The organism is Micromonospora sp. NPDC048907 (genome assembly GCF_055586885.1).
In genome coordinates this window covers 706438-725537 of sequence record NZ_JBVJHI010000005.1, presented here as the reverse complement: position 1 = coordinate 725537, position 19100 = coordinate 706438, and the positions used below count along the sequence as shown (strand labels likewise).

Sequence of the window (19100 nt, the reverse complement as noted above, 5' to 3'; positions counted from 1 at the left end):
AGGCCACCGACATCGTCCACCAGCACTGGAACAGCTGACCCAACGCAAACTGGCCGGCACCCCGGAACACGGGGTGCCGGCCAGCGGCGTATCCGAGGAATGAACTGCGCCCGGAACGGAGACGTATCAGCCGACGGGGACCGGCGAGAGGGGACGACCATGACCGACACCGAGCCGACCGGGTCGGGATGGTCCCGAACCACCCGCGTGCTGGCCGCCGCCGCCGTGCTGGTGGTGGCGCTCGGCGTGGCGGCCGTGGTCGCGACCCTGTCCCACCCGACCCGACTCGGGATCGCCTTCTCCGGCGAGGCACCCCCGCCGGCCCGGGGCCACGGTCCCACGCCCACGGTGTGCCACGATCCCACGCCCTCGGTGTGCCACGACCCGGCGCCGGCCGAGGGCCACGGGTCCACGCCGCCGGAGCCGGCCCCCGCCGACGGTCACCGTCCCACGGCGGGGGAGGACAGCCGGCCGGGCGGCGTGACCACCGCGGCCGAGGAGACGCTCACCGCCCCGCGCGGCGACCGGCGGCAGGCCGATTTCGAGCTGGTCGACCCAATCGCGAGCTTCACCCTGCGGGCCGCCGACCTCGGCGACGACCTGTACCGGGTCGGCGCGCCGGACGGTGCGGGCGTCACCCCGCGGCCCGAGGTCACCGGTGACCTGGTCCGGCTGCGCGTCCAGGGCAACGGCCGGTCCGGGCCGGCCGCCGTGGAGGTGGTGCTCAACTCCGGGGTGACCTGGCGGCTGCGCCTGGCCGGCGGGGTCAGCGAGCAGCAGCTCGACCTGGGTTCGGCCCGGCTGGCCGGGATCGAGCTGGCCGGCGGGGCGTCCCGGACCGGGCTGCGGCTGCCCCCGCTGCGCGGCGCGCTGACCGTCCGGGTGAGCGGCGGCGTCAGCGAGCTGACCGTGATCGTTCCCGGCGGGTCGCCGGCCCGGGTCCGGGTCGCGGCCGGTGCCGGCTCGGTGGCCGTGTACGACGTCCGCCGCACCGGGGTGGCCGCCGGCCAGCTCATCAGCTCACCCGGCTGGGACGGGGCCCGGGACCGGCTCGACCTCGACCTGGCGGCCGGCGCGAACACGGTACGCGTTTCCGCAGGCTGAGCCGGGGGGAACGCCGCGAGCGTCGCGGTCGGCTGAGCGTACAGTCGGGCGGTGGACCGTACCGAATCCCTGCCCGCGCAGACTCTCCCACCTGGCGTGGGCCCCACGGACCCGGGCAGCGTGCTGCTGCCCGGCCACGACGTGCCGCTCGGGCGCTACACGACGGTGCGCCGCCTGCTGCCGCAGCGGCAGCGGCGGCTGGTCGGCGCCTGGTGCTTCGTCGACCATTTCGGACCGGACGACGTGGCCGAGCGCCCCGGCATGGAGGTGCCGCCGCACCCGCACACCGGGCTGCAGACGGTCACCTGGCTGCTCGACGGGGAGATCCTGCACCGGGACAGCCTGGGCAACGTCCAGCCGATCCGGCCCGGCCAGCTCAACGTGATGACCTCGGGGCACGGCATCGCCCACTCGGAACGCTCACCCCTCGTGCATCCGCCGGTGATGCACGGCGTGCAGCTCTGGGTGGCGCTGCCGGACCCCGCGCGGGCCGGCGCGGCCGACTTCGCCCACCACGCCGAGCTGCCCCGGTGGCGCGACGGCGACCTGGACGTCACCCTGCTCGTCGGCGAGGTGGGCGGGGAACGCTCCCCGGCCGTGGTGCACACGCCGCTGGTCGGCGCGCAGCTCGAGGTCCGCGGCCCCGCGCCGGCCACGCTGCCGCTGCGCCGCGACTTCGAGTACGGGTTGCTCGCCATGTCCGGCTCGGCCGAGGTGGACGGCGTGGCCTTCGCCCCCGGCGCGCTGCTCTACCTGGGCGCCGGCCGGGACGCACTGACCCTGCGGGCCGCCCCGGGCAGCCGGTTGCTGCTGCTCGGCGGCACCCCGTTCGAGGAGCCGCTGGTGATGTGGTGGAACTTCGTGGGCCGGTCGCACGAGGAGGTGGTGGCCGCCCGCGAGGACTGGATGGCCGGCCGCCGGTTCGGCACGGTCGCCGACGACGCCGCGCCTCCGCTGCCCGCCCCGGCGCTGCCCACCACCCGGCTCAAGGCGCGGGACCGGCGCGGCGGCATGGTCGGCTGAATGCCCCGGCCCGCCCCGGGTAGACGGCGGGCATGCCCACCACCAGTGCGATTTCCAGTGTCGAGGACAAGAAGCGGCTGGTCCGCCGGCTCGCCGGGGACGGGCGGGGGTTCGCCGAACGGTACGGGTTCCGGGTCACGAACAACCCGTCCCAGCTGTTCCAGGTGCTCTACCTGTCCGTTCTGCTCGCCCGGCGGGGCGACTTCCACAAGGCGATCGACGCGGCGACGGGGTTGCGGGACGCCGGCTGGGACAGCGCGGCCCGGCTGGCCCGGTCGTTGCACGCCGACCGGGTCCGCGTGCTGCGCGCCGCGGGGCAGCGCGGTGATCTGGACGCGCTGGCCGCCACGCTCGGTGACCTGGCGCAGCACGTGGTCGACGCGTACCGGGGGGACCTGCGCCGGTTGCGCACCGAGGCGCACCAGGATCCGGGCCGGGAGCGGCGGTTGCTGACCGGGCTGCCCGGTGTGGACGACGAGGTCGCGGACCTGTTCCTGCGCGAGGTGCAGGCGGTGTGGCGCGAGGTGGCGCCGGTGGCCGACCGGCGGGCGCTCGCGGCGGCCCGCCGGTTGGGGCTGGGCCGCTCCGCCGACGACCTGGCGGAACTGGCCGGCAGCCGCGAGTCGGAGCGCCTGGCCTGGCTGGTCGGGGCGCTGGCCCGGGTGGATCTGGAGAAGCGGTACGCCGAGGTGACGGCCGGCGGCGCCGGGTCGCGGCGCGGCGGATGACGCGCCGCGCGGTCGCCGGGCGCGGCACGTGCCGCGGGCCACAATAACGCGATACTCACCCGTTCGGCTGATGCCCTGTCGTATGATGATCGTGGCAGCGATGCCCGCCCGGTTCGGGCGAACATCCACCGCCTGTCGGTCGCGACCCGGTTCGGGCGCGGACCGGCGGGGACAGGTGCTGCGTGGCGCCCCAGGTCGCGGTTCGTGACCCGGGGCGCCCGCCTGCCTGGGGGGCTGCCCGGGTCTCACTGGGCGAGGCTGGCGAGCAGGTTCACGGTGGCGGCGATGATGACCGCGCCGAACAGGTACGACAGCAGCAGGTGCCGCAGTGCCGTGCGGCGCATCTCGGAGCTGCACAGGTCGGTGTCGGAGACCTGGAAGGTCGCGCCGACCGTGAAGCCGACGTACGCGAAGTCGGAGAAGCAGGGCGGTTCGTCCTGGTGGAAGTTGATCCCGCCCGGCTCGCCGCTGTAGTACAGCCGGGCGTACCGGGTGGTGAAGACGGTGTGCACCACGAACCAGGACACCACGATGCTCAGCACGCCGAGCCCCCCGTAGAGGTCCCGGGGCAGTCCGGGCGGGACGCTGTGCGCGGTGGTCAGCACCAGACCGACCGCCAGCAGGCTGGCCAGGCAGGCGGCCAGCAGCAGGGCGTCGCGTGTCGCCCGGTTGGGGTCCTCCAGCTTCGCCAATCGGGCGGTCCGGACCGCGTCCAGCCGGGACAGCCGCCCCCACTGGAGGACGAGCCAGCTCAGCGCGGCGCCGTCCCAGCCGACGAGCGGGGCGAGGGCCGGCGTGAGCATGGTGGCGGCGGCAGCGGCGGCGAAGACGCCGACCAGCGCCATCACCACGAGCTGGACCGCCGCCGGGATGTGCTCGTGGACCCGCGCGGCCGTCGGGCGGGGCACCGGGCGGGGTCAGATGCCGCGCAGGTGCTGCGAAACCCGCGTGTGCGGCTCCCGGGCCTGCGCGGCGCGCTGGGAGCGGCCCACCTCGGGGGCGGCGTCGATGCCCGCCGAGCGGGCCACCTCGGTGCCGTTGGCGTAGTCCACCGGCGGCAGCGCCCGCAGCGCCTTCAACACCTCCGGCGGCGCGCCCTCCCGTTCGGCCTCCTGGATGACGTCGTCCTTGCCGGCCGGGTAGTCCAGCGCGGACAGGTACTCGAGGACGTCGGTGTAACTCGCCATGGGTGGGGCTCCTCGCGCCTGTAGTTGCGGTCACGACCGGCGGCGGTTACCCGGCGCCGGGCCGGTCACGCACCCGCCGGTGCGGAAAATGCGGCCGTTTCCGGCCCGCCCCGGCGGGTACGCCGCGGGGCGCGTGAGCAGCCCTGAGGGGGTACACCGATGGATTACGAGACCTTCGTCGACCGGGTGGCCGGGCGGGCCCGGACGGCGCCGGAGCGGGCCGCCGAACTGACCCGGGCCACGCTGGAGACGCTGACCGAGCGGCTGACCGGGGGTGAGGTGCTGGACCTCGCCGCGCAGCTGCCGAAGCCCCTCCAGCGGGTGCTCAACCCGCACCCCCGCACCGAGGCCGCGGACCGTTTCGGGGCGGCCGAGTTCGTCGCCCGGGTCGCCCGACGGGCCGCCGTCGACGAGAACGCCGCCCGGGACGCGATCCGGGCCGTGTTCTGCACCCTGCACGAGGCGATCACCAGCGGGGAGTTCCAGGACGTGGCGGTCCAGTTGCCGCGCGACTTCCGGGACATGGTGGAGCCGGCCCTGGCGCCGGCCTCCCGCCGGACCTGAGGCCCCTGGCCGCTCCGGCGCCCCGATGACGTGGTCAGGCGACCGTGCCGGCGGCGCGCAGGGCGGCGATCCGGGCGGCGTCGAGACCGGCCTCGGCCAGCAGTTCGTCGGTGTGCTCGCCGGGCCGCGGCGGGGGCCGGCGTACCGAGGTGGGGGTGGCGGAGAAGCGCGGCGCGGGGGCCGGCTGGGTGACCCCGTCGGGCGCGACGAAGACCTCCCGGGCGGCCAGGTGCGGGTGCTGCGGGGCCTCGGCCCAGTCGAGCACCGGCGCCACGCAGGCGTCCGAGCCGGCCAGCAGCGCGGCCCACTCGTCGCGGGTGCGGGTGCGGAACAGCCGGGCCCAGGCCGCCCGCAGCGCCGGCCAGTTCGCCGGGTCGTGCCGGTCGGGGGCCTCGTCGCCGTCGAGCGGGAAACCGGTGAGCCGGACCAGCTCGTCGTAGAAGCGCGGCTCCAGCGCGCCGACGGCGAGGTGCCGCCCGTCGGCGCACTCGTACGTGTCGTAGAAGGGCGCGCCGCCGTCGAGCAGGTTCACCCCGCGCGGGTCCTGCCACATGCCGGCGCGGCGCAGCGCGTGGATCTGGGTGGACAGCACCGACACGCCGTCCACGATGGCCGCGTCGACCACCTGGCCGGGAGCGCCGGCGCCTACCGCGTAGAGCGCCGCCACGACGCCGAGGGCCAGCATCATCCCGCCGCCGCCGAAGTCGCCGAGCAGGTTCATGGGCGGCACCGGGCGTTCGCCGGCCCGGCCGACGCCGTGCAGCGCGCCGGTCAGGGCCAGGTAGTCGATGTCGTGTCCGGCCGTGTGGGCGAGCGGGCCGTCCTGCCCCCAGCCGGTCATCCGCCCGTACACCAGGCGGGGGTTGACGGCGCGGCAGTCGTCCGGGCCGAGGCCGAGCCGCTCGGTGACTCCGGGCCGGAAGCCCTCGATCAGCACGTCCGCCCCGGCGACCAGGGCGAGCACCACCTCGCGTCCCTCGGGCGTCTTGAGGTCGACGGCGACCGACCGGCGGTTGCGGTTCAGCAGGTCGCCCGGGACGTCGCCGAAGCCGCCGCCGCCGATCCGGTCCACCCGCACCACGTCCGCGCCGAGGTCGGCGAGCATCATGGCGGCGAACGGGCCGGGGCCGATGCCGGCCAGCTCGATCACCCGTACGCCGGTCAGCGGCCCCTGACTGCTCATCGCGCCACCATAGGCCCCCGCCGGCGGGGCACCACGCCCCACCGCCCCGCACAGCGGTTGACCAGGGCAATCATCCGCGTCGAGACTTGGCGCGCGGGTTGAGGTTGGCCTAACCTTGGACCCGCGAGGGGAGTACTTCCCACGAACCATTCCGGTCAGTACGGCGGGCCCCGGGCCCGCCTCGGGTGGTTGCCCACGATCGGTGGGTGAAGGAGACCTCGGACATGGCACCGTGTTCGAGGAGGCTCCATGACCGAGTTGCCGTACCTGTCCGCCGCCGAGTTGTCGTCGGTCGGCACCCCCACCCTCTGGGCGGTGACCGTCGCCGGTGTGCTGGCGCTGCTGGTGCTGGACTTCCTGGTCACCCGGAAGCCGCACGAGGTCTCCCTGAAGGAGGCGCTGGGCTGGTCGGCCTTCTACGTCGCCCTGCCGCTGGCCTTCGGCGCCTGGGTGTGGGGTCGCTACGGCTCGGAGCAGGGCGTCCAGTATCTCACCGGCTACCTGGTGGAGAAGTCGCTCTCGGTCGACAACCTCTTCGTCTTCATGCTGCTGCTGGCCGCGTTCGCGGTGCCCGCCGTGCTGGCCCAGCGGGTGCTGCTCTACGGCATCGCCGGCGCGCTGGTGCTGCGCGCGATCTTCATCGCCCTGGGCGCCGCCGCCCTGCAGACCCTCGACTTCGCCTTCCTGCTCTTCGCGCTCATCCTGGTCGCCACCGCGGTCAAGCTGCTGCGTGACGCCCTCACCGGGCACGAGCAGGAGGTCGACATCGACAAGATGCGGTCGGTCCGGCTGCTGCGCAAGGTCATGCCGGTGGTCGACGAGTACCACGGTCCGAAGATGACCGTCCGGCGGGACGGCCGGCGGGCGCTCACCCCGTTCGCCCTCGTGGTGGTCGCCGTCCTCGCCACCGACGTGGTCTTCGCCGTCGACTCGGTACCCGCCGTCTACGGCATCACCGAGGACCCCTACCTGGTCTTCGCCACCAACGCCTTCGCCCTGCTCGGCCTGCGGGCGCTCTACTTCGTCCTGCACGCCGCCCTGAGCCGCCTCGTGCACCTCAGCTACGGCCTGGCCGCCATCCTGGCCTTCATCGGCCTCAAGCTGGGCCTGCACTGGGCGCACGGCATCTGGCCCGGGGTGCCGCAGATCCCGACCCTGGCCTCGCTCGGCGTCATCATCGGCATCCTGGTGATCGTGACGCTGACCAGCCTGCGGGCCACCCGCGACCGCGCCACCGGCGAGGAGGCCGTGGTCGCCGAGCGGCGCTGAGCCCGGCCGCCGCGCCGGTCACCCGGCGCGGCGGCTCCCGGCCGAACCCGTGGCCGCGGCCCACCCCAGGTGGTACGACTGACGCGTGGGAATCGTCTCGCCAGGCTTTCAGGGCCGGCCCCGTACGGCCGAACCGGCCCTGCCGCCGGGCCAGTACCTCACCCAGGACTTCCCGGTGCTCTCCGCCGGGCCGACGCCCCGGGTGCCGCTGGACACCTGGGAGTTCGTGCTCACCACGGAGACGGGCGCCGAGTACCGCTGGTCGTGGGACGAGCTGATGGGCCTGCCGCAGGAGACGCCGCACGTGGACATCCACTGCGTCACCCGCTGGTCCAAGCTGGGCACCGACTGGCAGGGGGTCTCGCTGGACACCCTGCTCGACGGCGTCGACACCACCGCCTGGTACGCGCTGGCCCACTCCTACGGCGGCTACACCACCAACCTGCCGCTGGACGACCTGCGGGGCGGCCGGGCTTGGGTGGTCCACACCTACGAGGGCGGCCCGCTGCCGGCCGAGCACGGCGGCCCGGCCCGGCTGCTCGTGCCGCACCTCTACTTCTGGAAGTCGGCCAAATGGGTGCGGGGGGTCCGGCTGTTCGCCGACGACCAGCCGGGCTTCTGGGAGACCGCCGGCTACCACGACTACGGCGACCCGTGGCGCGAGCAGCGCTACCAGGGCGACTGAGGTGGCCGCCCCGACGACCGGCGGCCGGATGGTCGCTCCCCTGACCTGGCGCGTCGCCCGGCTGGTGGAGCGGCGCGTCGAGACACCGAGCGCGCAGACCCTGGTGCTGGACGTGCCCGGCTGGCCGGGGCACGAGCCCGGGCAGCACCTGGACATCCGGCTCACCGCCGCCGACGGTTACCAGGCGGCCCGCTCGTACTCCCTGGCCGGGCCGGCCGAGGGGGAACGGATCGCGGTGACCGTGCAGCGGGTGCCCGACGGGGAGGTGTCGCCGTACCTCACCGACACCTACGCCGAGGGCGACCCGGTGGAGGTGCGCGGGCCGGTCGGCGGTTGGTTCGTCTGGCGCACCGACGAGACCGCGCCGGTGCTGCTGGTCGCCGGCGGTTCCGGCGTGGTGCCACTGATGGCGATGGTCCGGGCCCGGCGGGCCGCCGGCAGCCGGGCGCCGTTCCGGCTCATCTACTCGGTGCGCACCCCCGACGACGTCATCTACGCCGACGAGCTGCGCCGCCGCACCCGCGATGACCAGGGCCTCGACGTCGCGTACGTCTACACCCGGGCGGCGCCGGAGGGCTGGCGGGGGGAGCCGCACCGGATCGGCCTGGCCGACGTGAACAGCCACGGCTGGCCGCCCGACCTGGAGCCGCTCTGTTACGTCTGCGGCCCCACCGGGTTCGTGGAGACCGTGGCGGACCTGCTGGTCGGGCTGGGCCATCCGACCCGGCGGGTGAAGACCGAGCGGTTCGGCCCGACCGGCTGACCACCCGAGGAGAGCGCATGACCGACATGTCCTACCTGGACGGCAACATGCTCGACGGGCCGCTGCGCGACCTCTTCGCGGTCGACCTGAGCTCCGCCACCGGGCGCTGCGACCACTGCGGCATGACCGGCCCCGTGGCCGGGCTGCACGTCTACTCGCACGCGCCCGGGCTGATCGGGCGCTGCCCGGCGTGCTCCGAGGTGATGGTGCGGCTGGTCCGCGCCCCCGACCGGGCCTGGCTCGACCTGCGCGGCACCACCTTCCTCCAGGTGCCCATGGCCCTCGACCAGCCGCACCCCCGCCCGCTCTGACGCCGCCCCGGACGACCGGGTCGGCGGCTCAGGACGCGACGGTGAGCTGACCCACCTGGCTCGGGGTCGGCTCGGCGTGGTTCGTCGGGTGGAGCGGCGCCGGGGCGCCCACCGGCCGGGCCGGCGCCGGGACCGGGCGGGCGGCGGCCGGCGCGGTCCGCCGCCACCGCCGGCGCAGCCGGCTGACCAGCTGCCCGGCGGTCACCGGCACCACCGACAGCACGAGCTGGCCGTTGCGCGGGTCGACGGTGGCGGCGATCCCGTACAGGCGGGCGCCCTGGCGCAGCAGCCGGGGGCGCCCGGCGGCGAGCCGGGGCGCGCGGACCGGGGCGCTGCCCCGGCCGTGGCCGCCGTCGACCTCCGCCCGCACCGGGTGGCGCTGGCCGCTGGCCGCGCTGCCGGCGAGGAGCCGGTCGACCGGGAAGTCGGTCCGCACCGTCCGGCCGGTCGGGTCGGTGGCGTCCAGCAGGGTGGTGCCGGTGACCGGGCCAGCCACCAGCCGCACCGGCCCCGCCTCCGCGGCGAAACGGGGGTACGGGCTGCGCGTGGTCACCGCGAGCGTGTGGGCGTCCGTCCAGCTCACCGTGACGGTGTCCAGCCGGGCCAGCCAGTCCGCGCGTACCGCGGTGACGTCGGTCCAGTCGGCCGGCGCGCCCGGGTAGCCGGCGTGCCAGCGGCCGTCTTCCACCACCGTGGCCGGGACGCCCCGCTCGGCGTCCTGCTCGATGACCGCCAGCAGCTCGTCGACGCCCCCGGCGGTCACCGCGCCCAGCCGCAGCCGGGCCTCGATGTCGAGCCGGTCGCGGAGCCCGTCGGTGACGTACCGCTCGACGAGGCGGCGCACCGCCGCGTGCACCCGCTCCTGCGCGGCGCGGTCCAGGCGGCGGAAGTCGTCGCCGACCAGGTTGGCCAGCTCCAGCCCGACGTGCCGGCGCAGCACCGCGTCCCGCCGCGGGCCGGCCGGGATCAGCCCGGCCACGAAGGCGAACAGCCGCTCCACGCTGACCAGGCGCTGGTCGACGCGGCTGTGGTAGGTGATGTTGCGGGCGTCCAGGCGGCGCACCGCGTGGTAGTAGTCGTAGTCGGCGAGCACCGAGATCCGCCGGGCGTGGTAGCAGGCGGCCAGCGTGAACGGCTGGTCGCTGAGCACCGGCATGTCCTCGGGGAAGCGCAGCCCGAGCCGGTCCACGAGCTCCCGGCGGAACAGCTTGGTGTTCGCCAGCGACCAGGGCAGCGCGGAGTCGAACAGGCTCACGTCGACCACGTTGCCGGCGGCGAAGACGTCGGAGAAGACGTGCCGGCCGTTGACACCGACCACCTTGCCGAGGACCACGTCCGAGCCGTACCGGTCGGCGGCGGCGACCAGCCGTTCCAGGGCCTCGGGGCCGAGGTGGTCGTCGGAGCCGAGGAAGAAGACGTACCGGCCGGTCGCCACCTCCAGGCCGCGGTTGCAGGGTGCGGCCGGGCCGCCGGAGTTGGCCTGGTGGAGCACCTTCACGGTGCCGGGGTGGCGGGCGGCGAGCCGGTCCAGCAGCCGGCCGCTGCCGTCGGTGGAGCCGTCGTCCACCGCCACGATCTCCAGGCGGTCGCGGCCGATCGTCTGGCGCAGCAGCGAGTCCAGGCAGGCCCGCAGGTAGGGCCGGGTGTTGTAGACCGGGATGACGACGCTCACGTCTGGGGTGGGCACCGGAGCGCTCCTCGGGAAGTCGACGATTCGGACGGGTCCGTGTCGGGCGGGGGCGGGGCGTCGGGCAGCAGCCGGCGGTACGCCGCCTCCAGCACCTCGGCCTGCGCCGACCAGGTCCAGGCGGCGAGCAGCCCCGGCCGGTCGTACGCGGCGCGGTGCCGGGCCGGGTCGGCCAGCACGGCGGTCACCGCGCGGACGAGGTCGTCGACGTCGCCGGCCCGGAACACCTCGCCCTGGCCGGTCTCCCGCACCGTCGCCGCCATGGTCCGCACGTCGCTGACCACCACCGGCAGCCGCGCGTGCGCGTACTCGAAGAACTTGGTGATCAGGGCGATCTCGTGGTTGGGCCAGTGGTGGATCGGGATCACCCCGACGTCGGCGCCGGACAGGAAGGGCACCACCTGCCAGTGCGGCACGTACGGCAGCACGTGCAGCCGGTCGGCGACGCCGAGCCGGGCGGCCCGTTCGGCGAGCCGCTCGACGTACCGCAGCGCCGGGTTGACCACCAGCGCGAGGTGCACGCCCGGCAGCCGCGGCAACGCCTCGACCAGGGTGTCCAGGCCGCGCTGCGGGGCCGCCGCGCCGCTGTAGACCAGCAGCGGGACGTCGGCGGCGAGCCCGCACTCGGCGCGCAGGTCCGGCGGCGGCGCGTCGTCGGCCGGGCGGTGCTCGTCGGCGGGGGCGTTGAGCAGCACGCCGGGCGTCTCGGCGAGCCGGTGCTCGCGGCGCAGCAGCTCGGCCAGGTCCGCCGAGACGGTGAGCACCGCGTCGGCGTACGGGGCGTACTCCCGCTCGTGGGCCCGGTGGGCGGGCAGCCAGCGGGCGTGGTCCCGCCACGGCTTGATCCCGGGAAGGAACTCGTGGGCGTCCCAGACCAGCGCGATCCGGCGGCCCCGGCCGGCCGCGCGGATCTTGGCGCGGGCGCCGACGCCGAGCATCCGGAAGTCGTGCGCGTGGATCAGGTCCGGGCGCAGCCGGTCCACCTCGGGGCCGTACGCCAGCTCGTAGTCCCAGAGCCCCGGCTCCAGCCGCCGCCACGCGCGGTCGCCCTGGGCGAGCTGCCAGAACAGCGTGTAGGCCCGGTCCCACGGTCCCCGGAAGCGGCGGCCGTACCGCACCCGGTTCATCATCTTCGTGCGCAGCCACACCCAGCGGTCGAGCAGCCGGGCGGCGACCTCCCGCCGGCGCAGCGCCCGCCGCGCCCGGCCCAGGCGGGCGCCGGCCAGCTCGCCGTCGGCGGCCCGCCGGGCCACCAGGGCGCCGCGGACGGCCAGGTCGGCCCGCCAGGCCCGGACCCACTGGGCGCGGTGCTCGGCGATGCCGCCCGACCGGTACGCGAGCGGCCAGCGCAGCGAGCGGCGGAACTCGTGCCGGCGCCGGTGCAGCGGCTCCGGCACCGGCAGCAGCCGCACCTCGGCGGCGCCCAGCCGCCAGGTCCGCTCGACGCCGTCCGGGGAGCGGCCGAGCAGGGTGACGTCCCACCCGGCCTCGGCGGCCGACCGGGCGATCTTCTGCACCCGGGAGTCGCCCTCGACCTTGTTGTCGACGAGCATGACGATCCGGCCGCGGCGCGGCGGTGTCGCCTCGTCGTGTGCCACTGCTGGTCCTCCGCTGGTCGGCCGGCCGCTCCGGCGTGACCCCAACCTGCTGGAGGCATCGGTCGGCGCGGCGACACCGACATGACGCCGAGGTGACCGAGAGGCGGCGGTTGGGTGGTGACCCGGACAGGCGGGCACGGACCGCGCGGGGTGGCGTGACCCGGTTGGACAGCGGGCGGGCGGGTGACCGAGAGTGGATCACCGTGAGGTACCTGCGCAGCGACGGCCGCGTCGCGATCCGCCGTCCCCGCCCCGCCGACGAGGAGGAGTTCGTCGCCGCCGCGCGGCGCAGCCGCGACCTGCACCACCCGTGGCTCGCCGCGCCCGACGACGCCGAGCAGTACGCCGCCTACCTGCGCAAGATCCGGGCGCGGAACAGCTCCGGGTACCTGCTCTGCGACCGGGCCACCGGCGAGATCGCCGGGTACGCGAACATCAGCGGCATCGTGCTGGGCGCGCTGCGCGGCGGCTACCTGGGCTACGCCGCCTTCCGGCCGTACGCCGGCACCGGGCAAGCCTCGGCCGGGGTCCGGCTGGTCGTCGAGCACGCGTTCACCGCGCTGGGGCTGCACCGCCTGGAGGCGAACATCCAGCCCGGCAACGAGCCGTCGAAGAAGCTGGCCCGGCGGCTCGGTTTCCGGCGGGAGGGTTTCTCGCCGGACTACCTGTTCATCGACGGCGCCTGGCGGGACCACGAGCGCTGGGCGATCACCGCGCCGGAGCCGGGGCGGGGCTGACGGCGCGGTGGCGGCCGCGGCGGCCGCCACCGGTCTCGTCGCCCCGCCGGGTCAGCTGCCCGGCCGGGGGAACGCCACCGGGCTGCGGTGCCCCGCCCGGTCCACCGCCCGGACGCCGAAGAACACGTTGTCCTTGGACAGGTCGATGGTCACCTCGGTGACGTCGCCGACCGGGAGCACCTTCTGCCACTCGGGGGCGGTGGTCTCCCGCCACACCACCTCGTAGCCGGCGAGGTCCGGCTCGGTGCCGCGCTGCCACCGCAGGGTGGTGTCGTTGGTCAGGTTGGTGGTGACGACGGTGACCCCCTTCGGGGTGCCCGGCGCCTGCGCGAGGGACCACAGCGTCGCGGCGTTCACCCGGGCCACCCGGGTGATGTAGTCGAAGTCGCAGAACTCCGGCAGGTCGCCGTACTGGACGCCGTCGACCACCCGGACGTCCTGGTGCTGGTGGGCGAAGTCCTCGTTCGGTTCGGTGAACCGGCCGGCCGGCCAGCCCTCGCGCAGGAACGAGATGTGGTCGCTGCCGCGCAGGTAGCGGTCCCGCCGGTAGATCACCCGGACCCGCATCCCGGTGGCGCCGTTGTCGGCCACGTCGGACACGAACCGGGCGAGCTGCCGGGACGGGGAGTCGTTCTCGCCGCCGACGGACTGGCGCACGCTGGCCTCGGCCGGGGTCTCGGCGGTCGGCACGCCCTCGGCGAAGAGCCGGACGGTCCGCGGGTCGCGGGTGCCGTCGTCGGCGGTGCTGCTGCCGACGATGTCGTTGCTGAACATGCCCTGGACGTCCACCCCGGCGGCCTTGAGCTGCCCGGCCAGGTACGCCGAGCCGTACAGCCCCTGCTCCTCGGCGGCCACCGCGGCGAGGACGATGGTGGCCTCGGTGCGCCGGGTGGCGAGCACCCGGGCCAGTTCCAGCACGACCGCCACGCCGGAGGCGTCGTCGTCGGCGCCCGGGGCGTCGCTGACCGCGTCCATCACGTCGGTGGCCCGGGAGTCGTAGTGGCCGGTGATCACGTAGACCCGGTCCGGCGCGGTGTCGCCGCGCAGGGTGGCCACCACGTTGGTGATGGTGGTGGGCGTGGGGATGCGGGAGGCGGGCTGCTGGACGTACGACTGGAGGGCCACGGTCATCCGGCCGCCGGAGGCGGCGGCGTACCCGGTGAGCTGGGCGTGGATCCAGTCCCGGGCGGCGCCGATCCCGCGTACCGGATCGTCCTGTGCGGACAGCGTGTGCCGGGTGCCGAACGCGGCGAGCCGGCGGACGGTGGCCTCGATGCGGTCCTGGTCGATCTCGCGCAGCAGCGCGGTGAGTTCGCGGCCCGGCGGCTGCGGCCGGACCGGGCGTCCGGGGCCGGGCGGCGTGGTGGCGCCGGTGGCGGCGGCCGGCGTGCCGGCCAGCGGTGCGGCGACGGTGGCGGCGGTGGCCGCGGCGGAGGCGGTGAGGAAGGTGCGCCGGGTGGACCTCGTGGGCCGACCCCCGGCGGTCTCGTGGGTTCCCATCAGGGCATCCTCGCCCCGAGGATGACAGTTGTCCATATCGACGACTGTTGATAACGGGGATTTCACCCGGAGCGGGTGATGCCGGCCTCGCCCGCGCTCCTCCTACCGTGGGCGGTATGGCTGTCGCGCGTCCGACTCCCGCCGACCCGACCCCCGGCCTGGCGGCCGCCGCCGAGCCCGGTGACCAGCGAGCCGTCCCGCCCGAGCTGGGCCCCGAGTCGCTCGCGGTGCTGAGCGGGCCCACCTTCATGTACTCCGACCCCACCGGGGACGTGCCCCCGGGCAGCATCGGCGGGCTGGTCCACCTGGATACCCGGCTGGTCAGCGGCTGGGTGCTGACCATCGACGGCCACCGGTTCCCGGTGCTGCGCTCGGAGACCATCGACCACTACTCCGCGCAGTTCATGCTCACCAATCCCGAACTGCCCGGGCTGCCGCCGGACAGCCTCACCGCGCGGCGGCTGCGCTACGTCGGCGACGGGTTCCACGAGCGCATCGAGGTGGTGTCGTTCTACACGGAACCGGTCCGGTTCGAGCTGCGGCTGGCCGTCGCCGCCGACTTCGCCGACCTGTTCGAGGTCAAGTCCGGGGTGCGGGACCGCTCCGCCGACATCGTCCGCCGGCACGGCGCCGCCGGCGCCGCGCTCCAATTCCGGTACGACCGGGACGGCTTCACGGCCACCACCGAGGTGCGCTCCAGCCGGCCGCCGGACCGGATCGAGGGCGACGACCTGGTCTGGCAGGTGGAGCTGGACCCGCGCGAGGACTGGAAGGTCGACCTGCAGGTGCCGCTGCCGCCCGGGCTGGGGGTGGTGGAAGCGGTGCGCGGCGACATCGCCGAGGTGGTGCACCGCCGGGCCGACGACCCGCTGCGCCGGTGGACGGAGAGCCGCGCGCTCCTGCACAGCGACAACCCGGTCCTGGAACGGGTCGCCCGCCGGACCCGCTACGACCTGGCGGCGCTCCGGCTCGACCTGGAGGTCAAGGGCCAGCGGGTCATGCTCCCCGGGGCCGGGCTGCCCTGGTTCCTGACCGTGTTCGGCCGGGACACCCTGATCACCGCCTACCAGACGCTGGTGGCCGGGCCGGGCCTGGCCCAGGGCGCGCTGCTGGCACTCGCCCGGCTCCAGGGGACCCGGTGCGACGACTTCACCGACGAGGAGCCCGGCCGCATCCTCCACGAGGTGCGCAGCGGCGAGCTGACCCGCACCGGGACCAAGCCGTACACCCCGTACTACGGGACGTCCGACGCCACCCAGCTCTGGTTGATCCTGCTGTCCGAGTACTGGCGGTGGAGCGGGGACGACGACCTCGTCCGCCGGCTTCGCGAGCACGCGCTGGCCGCGTTGAACTGGATCGACACCTACGGCGACCGGGACGGCGACGGCTACGTCGAGTACGCCACCCGCTCGCCGGAAGGGCTGGGCAACCAGTGTTGGCGGGACTCCCCGGACGGGGTCTGCTTCTCCGACGGCCGGATCCCCGTGCTGCCGATCGCCACGTGCGAGATCCAGGGCTACACCTACGACGCGAAGCTGCGGCTGGCCGAGCTGGCGGAGGGCCCGCTGGCCGACGCGTCGCTGGCCGCCCGACTGCGCGCCGACGCCGCGCGGCTCTACGAGCGGTTCAACCGGGACTTCTGGCTCGACGAGCGGGGCGGCTTCTACGCGGTCGGCCTGGACGGCGACAAGACCCCGATCGACTCGAAGACCTCCAACATGGGCCACCTGCTGTGGAGCGGCATCGTCCCGCCGGAGCGCGCCGAGGCGGTGGTGCGCCAGCTCATGCATCCGGACATGTTCACCGGCTGGGGCATCCGCACCCTGTCCCGGGAGGACCGGCCGTACAACGCCCTCGGCTACCACCTCGGCACGGTGTGGCCGCACGACAACTCGATCGCGGCCCTTGGGCTGACCCGCTACGGCTACCGGGCCGAGGCCAACCGGGTCGCCCTGGCCCTGCTCGACGTGGCCGAGCAGTTCGGCCACCGGCTGCCCGAGGCGCTCAGCGGGTACGACCGGCACCGGACCATGTTCGCCGTGCCGTACCCCACCGCGTGCAGCCCGCAGGCGTGGGCGGCCGGCGCTCCGCTGGCCCTGATCCGGGCCATGCTCGACATCAACCCGGTCGACGGGCGGCTGGAACTCGACCCGGACGTACCGCCCGAACTGGGCCGGGTCACCGCCGAGCGGGTCCGCGCCTTCGGCCGCTGCTGGGACCTCGAAGCGGTCGGCCGGACCGGGTACGTCCGGCTCGCCCCCGACTGACCGCCACGTTTGTCGGGGTCCTCGACGGGAACGGCAGCGGGCATGACGAAACCTCGTGTGGTGATCGTGGGGGCCGGGTTCGCCGGATACCACGCGGCGAAGACGTTGAGCCGGCTGGCCGGCAAGCGGGCCGAGATCGTCGTGCTGAACACGACCGACTACTTCCTCTACCTGCCGCTGCTGCCCGAGGTCGCCGCCGGCGTGGTCGAGCCCACCCGGATCGCCGTGCCGCTCGCCGGCACCCTCGACGGCGTCCGCGTGGTCATCGGCGAGGCGGAACGGGTCGACCTGCAGAACCGCTGGGTCGGCTACCGCTCTGTCGAGGGCGACCACGGCCAGCTCGCGTACGACCGGCTGGTGCTGTCGGTCGGCAGCGTCAACAAGCTGCTGCCGATCCCCGGGGTCACCGAGTACGCGCACGGCTTCCGCGGCCTGCCCGAGGCGCTCTACCTGCACGACCACGTGGTCCGGCAGATCGAGCTGGCCGAGCTGGCCGAGGACCCGGCCGAGCAGCGCTCCCGGACCACCTTCGTGGTGGTCGGCGCGGGCTACACCGGGACCGAGGTCGCCGCGCACGGCCAGCTCTTCACCGACCGGCTGATGGCCCAGCGGCCCCACCTCAAGGTGCGGCCCCGCTGGATGCTGCTGGACGTGGCCCCGCGCGTGCTGCCCGAGCTGGACCCGCGGCTCTCCGTCACGGCCGACCGGGTGCTGCGCCGGCGCGGCGTCGACGTGCGGATGGGCACCTCGGTTTCCGAGGCCACCCCGGACGGGGTGCTGCTCACCGACGGCGAATACGTCCCCACGTGCAGCCTGGTCTGGTGCGTCGGGGTGCGCCCCGACCCGTTCGTCGCCGAGCTGGGGCTGCGTACCGAGAAGGGCCGCCTCGTGGTGGACGAGTACCTCAACGTCCCCGGCTACCCGGAGGTGTTCGCCTGCGGCGACGCGGCGGCCGTGCCCGATCCGACCCGCCCCGGGCAGATCTGCGCCATGACCGCCCAGCACGCGCAGCGGCAGGGCAAGCTCGCCGCGCACAACATCGCCGCCTCCTACGGCAGGGGCACCCGGAAGACGTACAAGCACCGCGACCTGGGCTGGGTGGTCGACCTGGGCGGCAAGGAGGCGGCGGCGAACCCGCTGCACGTGCCGCTGGCCGGCCTGCCGGCCAAGACGGTCACCCGCGGCTACCACCTGTACGCCATGCCGAGCAACCGGGCCCGGGTCGGCGCGGACTGGCTGCTCGACGCCACCCTGCCCCGGCCGGCCGTGCAGCTCGGCCTGGTCCCGGCGAACGCGGTGCCGCTGGAGAGCGAGTCGCCCGAGATGGTCCGGCACCGCTGACTCCGGTCCGCGCGGCTCACCCGCCGGCCGGCGGCGGCTTCCCGTCCCCGGGAGCCCGTCCGCCGGCCGCGGCGTCCGGCGCGGGCGCCGGGACGGGCAGGGCCTCCCGCCCGGTCCGGGCGAACTCGCGCAGCAGCACCTGCCCGATCCCGGCCACCGGGATGGCCAGCAGGGCGCCCACCAGCCCGGCCAGCTCGGCGGCGAGCAGCACGCTCACCAGCACGGTCAACGGGTTCAACCGGACCGCACGGGCCATGATGACCGGTTGCAGCAGGTGGTTCTCGACCTGCTGGTAGACCACGAAGAAGACCAGCACCACCACGCCGGCCGTGGGGGAGTGCAGGAACCCGGCCCCCGCCGCGACGATCGCCCCGATGGTGGCCCCGACCAGCGGCACCAGGTCCGCCAGCGCGACCACCAGGGCGATCACCCCGGCGAACGGCACGCCGACGAGGGCGAGCACCGCGAAGGTCAGCCCGCCGCAGATGACGCTGATGAGCAGGTTGCCGCTCAGGTAGCCGGTGATGATCCGGGAGGAGTCCCGGCCGATGCGCCGCAGCCGTTCCGCCGCGCCGTCGCCGATCAGCTGCAGCGTGCCCGCGATGATCTTCGGGGCCTCCAGCACCATCAGGTAGGCCAGCACCACCACGGTGAGCACCGCGGCGACGATCTCCAGCACGCCCCGGAGCACCCCGACCGCCGGCTGGCCGAGCCGGGAGCCGTAGCGCTCGATCTGGTCGGCGTGGGTGTCGGCGTACCGGAGCAGGTGGAACCGGTTGAGCACCTCGCCGACCGGTCCCCGCCCGGCGCGTGCCTCGCGGAGCAGCTCCGGCGCCCGGTCGGCGAACCGGCCCAGCTCGTCGGCCAGCGGCAGCACGATCATCGCGCCCAGCGCGGCCAGCAGCACGAAGGTGGCCAGGAAGACCAGCAGGGTGGCCAGTGCGCGGCGCCGGACCAGCCGCCGTTCCACCCGGTCGACCAGGGGGTTCAGGGCCACCGCGAAGAACGCCGCGACGAGACCCCAGACCAGCACCCGCCGGGTCGCCCACACCAGCGCCAGCCCCGTCAGCGTGGCGAGCACCAGACCGATCACGATCAGCGCCCGGCGGGCGGTGGACCGGTCCTCGGCTCTGCTCATCCGGCGCGGCTACCC

The 19100-nt window shown here is 75.0% G+C and carries 18 protein-coding genes; 11 read left to right on the top strand and 7 right to left on the bottom strand.

The features are described from left to right. Positions 1-159: 159 nt before the first annotated feature. The 3 genes from ACZ6PY_RS21460 to ACZ6PY_RS21450 are packed head-to-tail and all read left to right on the top strand — an operon-like array spanning position 160 to position 2855. Entirely contained in the window at positions 160-1104 is a 945-nt protein-coding gene (locus ACZ6PY_RS21460) for a hypothetical protein (RefSeq protein WP_466074670.1), read from the top strand. A gap of 51 nt (positions 1105-1155) precedes the next feature. After that, positions 1156-2127: a pirin family protein gene (locus ACZ6PY_RS21455; RefSeq protein ID WP_466074669.1), complete on the top strand. Its 972-nt coding sequence runs from the start codon at positions 1156-1158 to the stop codon at positions 2125-2127. A gap of 32 nt (positions 2128-2159) precedes the next feature. Continuing rightward, positions 2160-2855, top strand: a complete 696-nt coding sequence (locus ACZ6PY_RS21450; RefSeq protein WP_466074668.1) for a hypothetical protein — start codon at positions 2160-2162, stop codon at positions 2853-2855. A gap of 245 nt (positions 2856-3100) precedes the next feature. On the opposite strand, the gene ACZ6PY_RS21445 is transcribed toward ACZ6PY_RS21450, so the two are convergent. Next, positions 3101-3763 carry a DUF1345 domain-containing protein gene (locus ACZ6PY_RS21445; protein WP_466074667.1) on the bottom strand — a complete coding sequence of 221 codons (663 nt, stop codon included), beginning with the start codon at positions 3761-3763 and terminating at the stop codon, positions 3101-3103. A 9-nt stretch (positions 3764-3772) separates the two neighbouring features. Then, on the bottom strand, positions 3773-4042 hold the full coding sequence (locus ACZ6PY_RS21440; RefSeq protein WP_151465257.1) for a DUF2795 domain-containing protein: 270 nt from the start codon (positions 4040-4042) through the stop codon (positions 3773-3775). A 159-nt stretch (positions 4043-4201) separates the two neighbouring features. On the opposite strand from ACZ6PY_RS21440, the gene ACZ6PY_RS21435 reads away from it, so the two are divergent. Beyond that, on the top strand, positions 4202-4606 hold the full coding sequence (locus ACZ6PY_RS21435) for a DUF2267 domain-containing protein (RefSeq protein WP_466074666.1): 405 nt from the start codon (positions 4202-4204) through the stop codon (positions 4604-4606). Between the two features lie 34 nt (positions 4607-4640). On the opposite strand, the gene ACZ6PY_RS21430 is transcribed toward ACZ6PY_RS21435, so the two are convergent. Then, positions 4641-5789 (bottom strand): CaiB/BaiF CoA transferase family protein, encoded by a 1149-nt coding sequence (locus ACZ6PY_RS21430; RefSeq protein ID WP_466074665.1) that lies wholly within the window; start codon positions 5787-5789, stop codon positions 4641-4643. A 249-nt stretch (positions 5790-6038) separates the two neighbouring features. Between ACZ6PY_RS21430 and ACZ6PY_RS21425 the strand changes: the two genes are divergently transcribed. The 4 genes from ACZ6PY_RS21425 (at position 6039) to ACZ6PY_RS21410 (ending at position 8817) form a co-directional block, all read left to right on the top strand. Further along, on the top strand, positions 6039-7058 hold the full coding sequence (locus ACZ6PY_RS21425; protein ID WP_466074664.1) for a TerC family protein: 1020 nt from the start codon (positions 6039-6041) through the stop codon (positions 7056-7058). A gap of 85 nt (positions 7059-7143) precedes the next feature. Beyond that, complete coding sequence (locus ACZ6PY_RS21420; RefSeq protein ID WP_466074663.1) at positions 7144-7743, top strand: molybdopterin-dependent oxidoreductase; 600 nt, start codon at positions 7144-7146, stop codon at positions 7741-7743. Position 7744: 1 nt separating this feature from the next. After that, on the top strand, positions 7745-8506 hold the full coding sequence (locus ACZ6PY_RS21415; RefSeq protein WP_466074662.1) for a ferredoxin reductase: 762 nt from the start codon (positions 7745-7747) through the stop codon (positions 8504-8506). A 17-nt stretch (positions 8507-8523) separates the two neighbouring features. Further along, positions 8524-8817, top strand: coding sequence for a DUF6510 family protein (locus ACZ6PY_RS21410; RefSeq protein WP_466074661.1), 294 nt, complete (start codon positions 8524-8526; stop codon positions 8815-8817). A 28-nt stretch (positions 8818-8845) separates the two neighbouring features. On the opposite strand, the gene ACZ6PY_RS21405 is transcribed toward ACZ6PY_RS21410, so the two are convergent. Further along, positions 8846-10504, bottom strand: coding sequence for a glycosyltransferase family 2 protein (locus ACZ6PY_RS21405; protein ID WP_466074660.1), 1659 nt, complete (start codon positions 10502-10504; stop codon positions 8846-8848). Beyond that, positions 10486-12057: a glycosyltransferase family 4 protein gene (locus ACZ6PY_RS21400; protein ID WP_466074697.1), complete on the bottom strand. Its 1572-nt coding sequence runs from the start codon at positions 12055-12057 to the stop codon at positions 10486-10488. Before ACZ6PY_RS21400 ends, ACZ6PY_RS21405 begins: the two co-directional genes overlap by 19 nt. A gap of 248 nt (positions 12058-12305) precedes the next feature. Here ACZ6PY_RS21400 and ACZ6PY_RS21395 point away from each other — a divergent pair, with 248 nt between their 5' ends. Continuing rightward, positions 12306-12839: a GNAT family N-acetyltransferase gene (locus ACZ6PY_RS21395; RefSeq protein WP_466074659.1), complete on the top strand. Its 534-nt coding sequence runs from the start codon at positions 12306-12308 to the stop codon at positions 12837-12839. Positions 12840-12890: 51 nt separating this feature from the next. On the opposite strand, the gene ACZ6PY_RS21390 is transcribed toward ACZ6PY_RS21395, so the two are convergent. Further along, complete coding sequence (locus ACZ6PY_RS21390; protein ID WP_466074658.1) at positions 12891-14339, bottom strand: M20/M25/M40 family metallo-hydrolase; 1449 nt, start codon at positions 14337-14339, stop codon at positions 12891-12893. Positions 14340-14455: 116 nt separating this feature from the next. Here ACZ6PY_RS21390 and ACZ6PY_RS21385 point away from each other — a divergent pair, with 116 nt between their 5' ends. Then, a complete protein-coding gene (locus ACZ6PY_RS21385; RefSeq protein ID WP_466074657.1) occupies positions 14456-16606 on the top strand; it encodes an amylo-alpha-1,6-glucosidase in 2151 nt (716 codons plus the stop codon). 42 nt (positions 16607-16648) lie between these two features. Further along, positions 16649-17947, top strand: a complete 1299-nt coding sequence (locus tag ACZ6PY_RS21380; protein WP_466074656.1) for an NAD(P)/FAD-dependent oxidoreductase — start codon at positions 16649-16651, stop codon at positions 17945-17947. Positions 17948-17963: 16 nt separating this feature from the next. Here ACZ6PY_RS21380 and ACZ6PY_RS21375 read toward each other — a convergent pair whose 3' ends face one another. After that, entirely contained in the window at positions 17964-19085 is a 1122-nt protein-coding gene (locus tag ACZ6PY_RS21375; protein WP_466074655.1) for an AI-2E family transporter, read from the bottom strand. Positions 19086-19100 lie beyond the last annotated feature (15 nt).

Excerpts from the sequence above, each read along its gene's own strand:
- ACZ6PY_RS21460 (WP_466074670.1), top strand. The coding sequence starts at position 160 with ATGACCGACACCGAGCCGACCGGGTCGGGATGGTCCCGAACCACCCGC.
- ACZ6PY_RS21450 (WP_466074668.1), top strand. The coding sequence starts at position 2,160 with ATGCCCACCACCAGTGCGATTTCCAGTGTCGAGGACAAGAAGCGGCTG.
- ACZ6PY_RS21440 (WP_151465257.1), bottom strand. The coding sequence starts at position 4,042 with ATGGCGAGTTACACCGACGTCCTCGAGTACCTGTCCGCGCTGGACTAC.
- ACZ6PY_RS21435 (WP_466074666.1), top strand. The coding sequence starts at position 4,202 with ATGGATTACGAGACCTTCGTCGACCGGGTGGCCGGGCGGGCCCGGACG.
- ACZ6PY_RS21430 (WP_466074665.1), bottom strand. The coding sequence starts at position 5,789 with ATGAGCAGTCAGGGGCCGCTGACCGGCGTACGGGTGATCGAGCTGGCC.
- ACZ6PY_RS21425 (WP_466074664.1), top strand. The coding sequence starts at position 6,039 with ATGACCGAGTTGCCGTACCTGTCCGCCGCCGAGTTGTCGTCGGTCGGC.
- ACZ6PY_RS21410 (WP_466074661.1), top strand. The coding sequence starts at position 8,524 with ATGACCGACATGTCCTACCTGGACGGCAACATGCTCGACGGGCCGCTG.
- ACZ6PY_RS21400 (WP_466074697.1), bottom strand. The coding sequence starts at position 12,057 with ATGCTCGTCGACAACAAGGTCGAGGGCGACTCCCGGGTGCAGAAGATC.
- ACZ6PY_RS21390 (WP_466074658.1), bottom strand. The coding sequence starts at position 14,339 with ATGGGAACCCACGAGACCGCCGGGGGTCGGCCCACGAGGTCCACCCGG.
- ACZ6PY_RS21385 (WP_466074657.1), top strand. The coding sequence starts at position 14,456 with ATGGCTGTCGCGCGTCCGACTCCCGCCGACCCGACCCCCGGCCTGGCG.
- ACZ6PY_RS21380 (WP_466074656.1), top strand. The coding sequence starts at position 16,649 with ATGACGAAACCTCGTGTGGTGATCGTGGGGGCCGGGTTCGCCGGATAC.
- ACZ6PY_RS21375 (WP_466074655.1), bottom strand. The coding sequence starts at position 19,085 with ATGAGCAGAGCCGAGGACCGGTCCACCGCCCGCCGGGCGCTGATCGTG.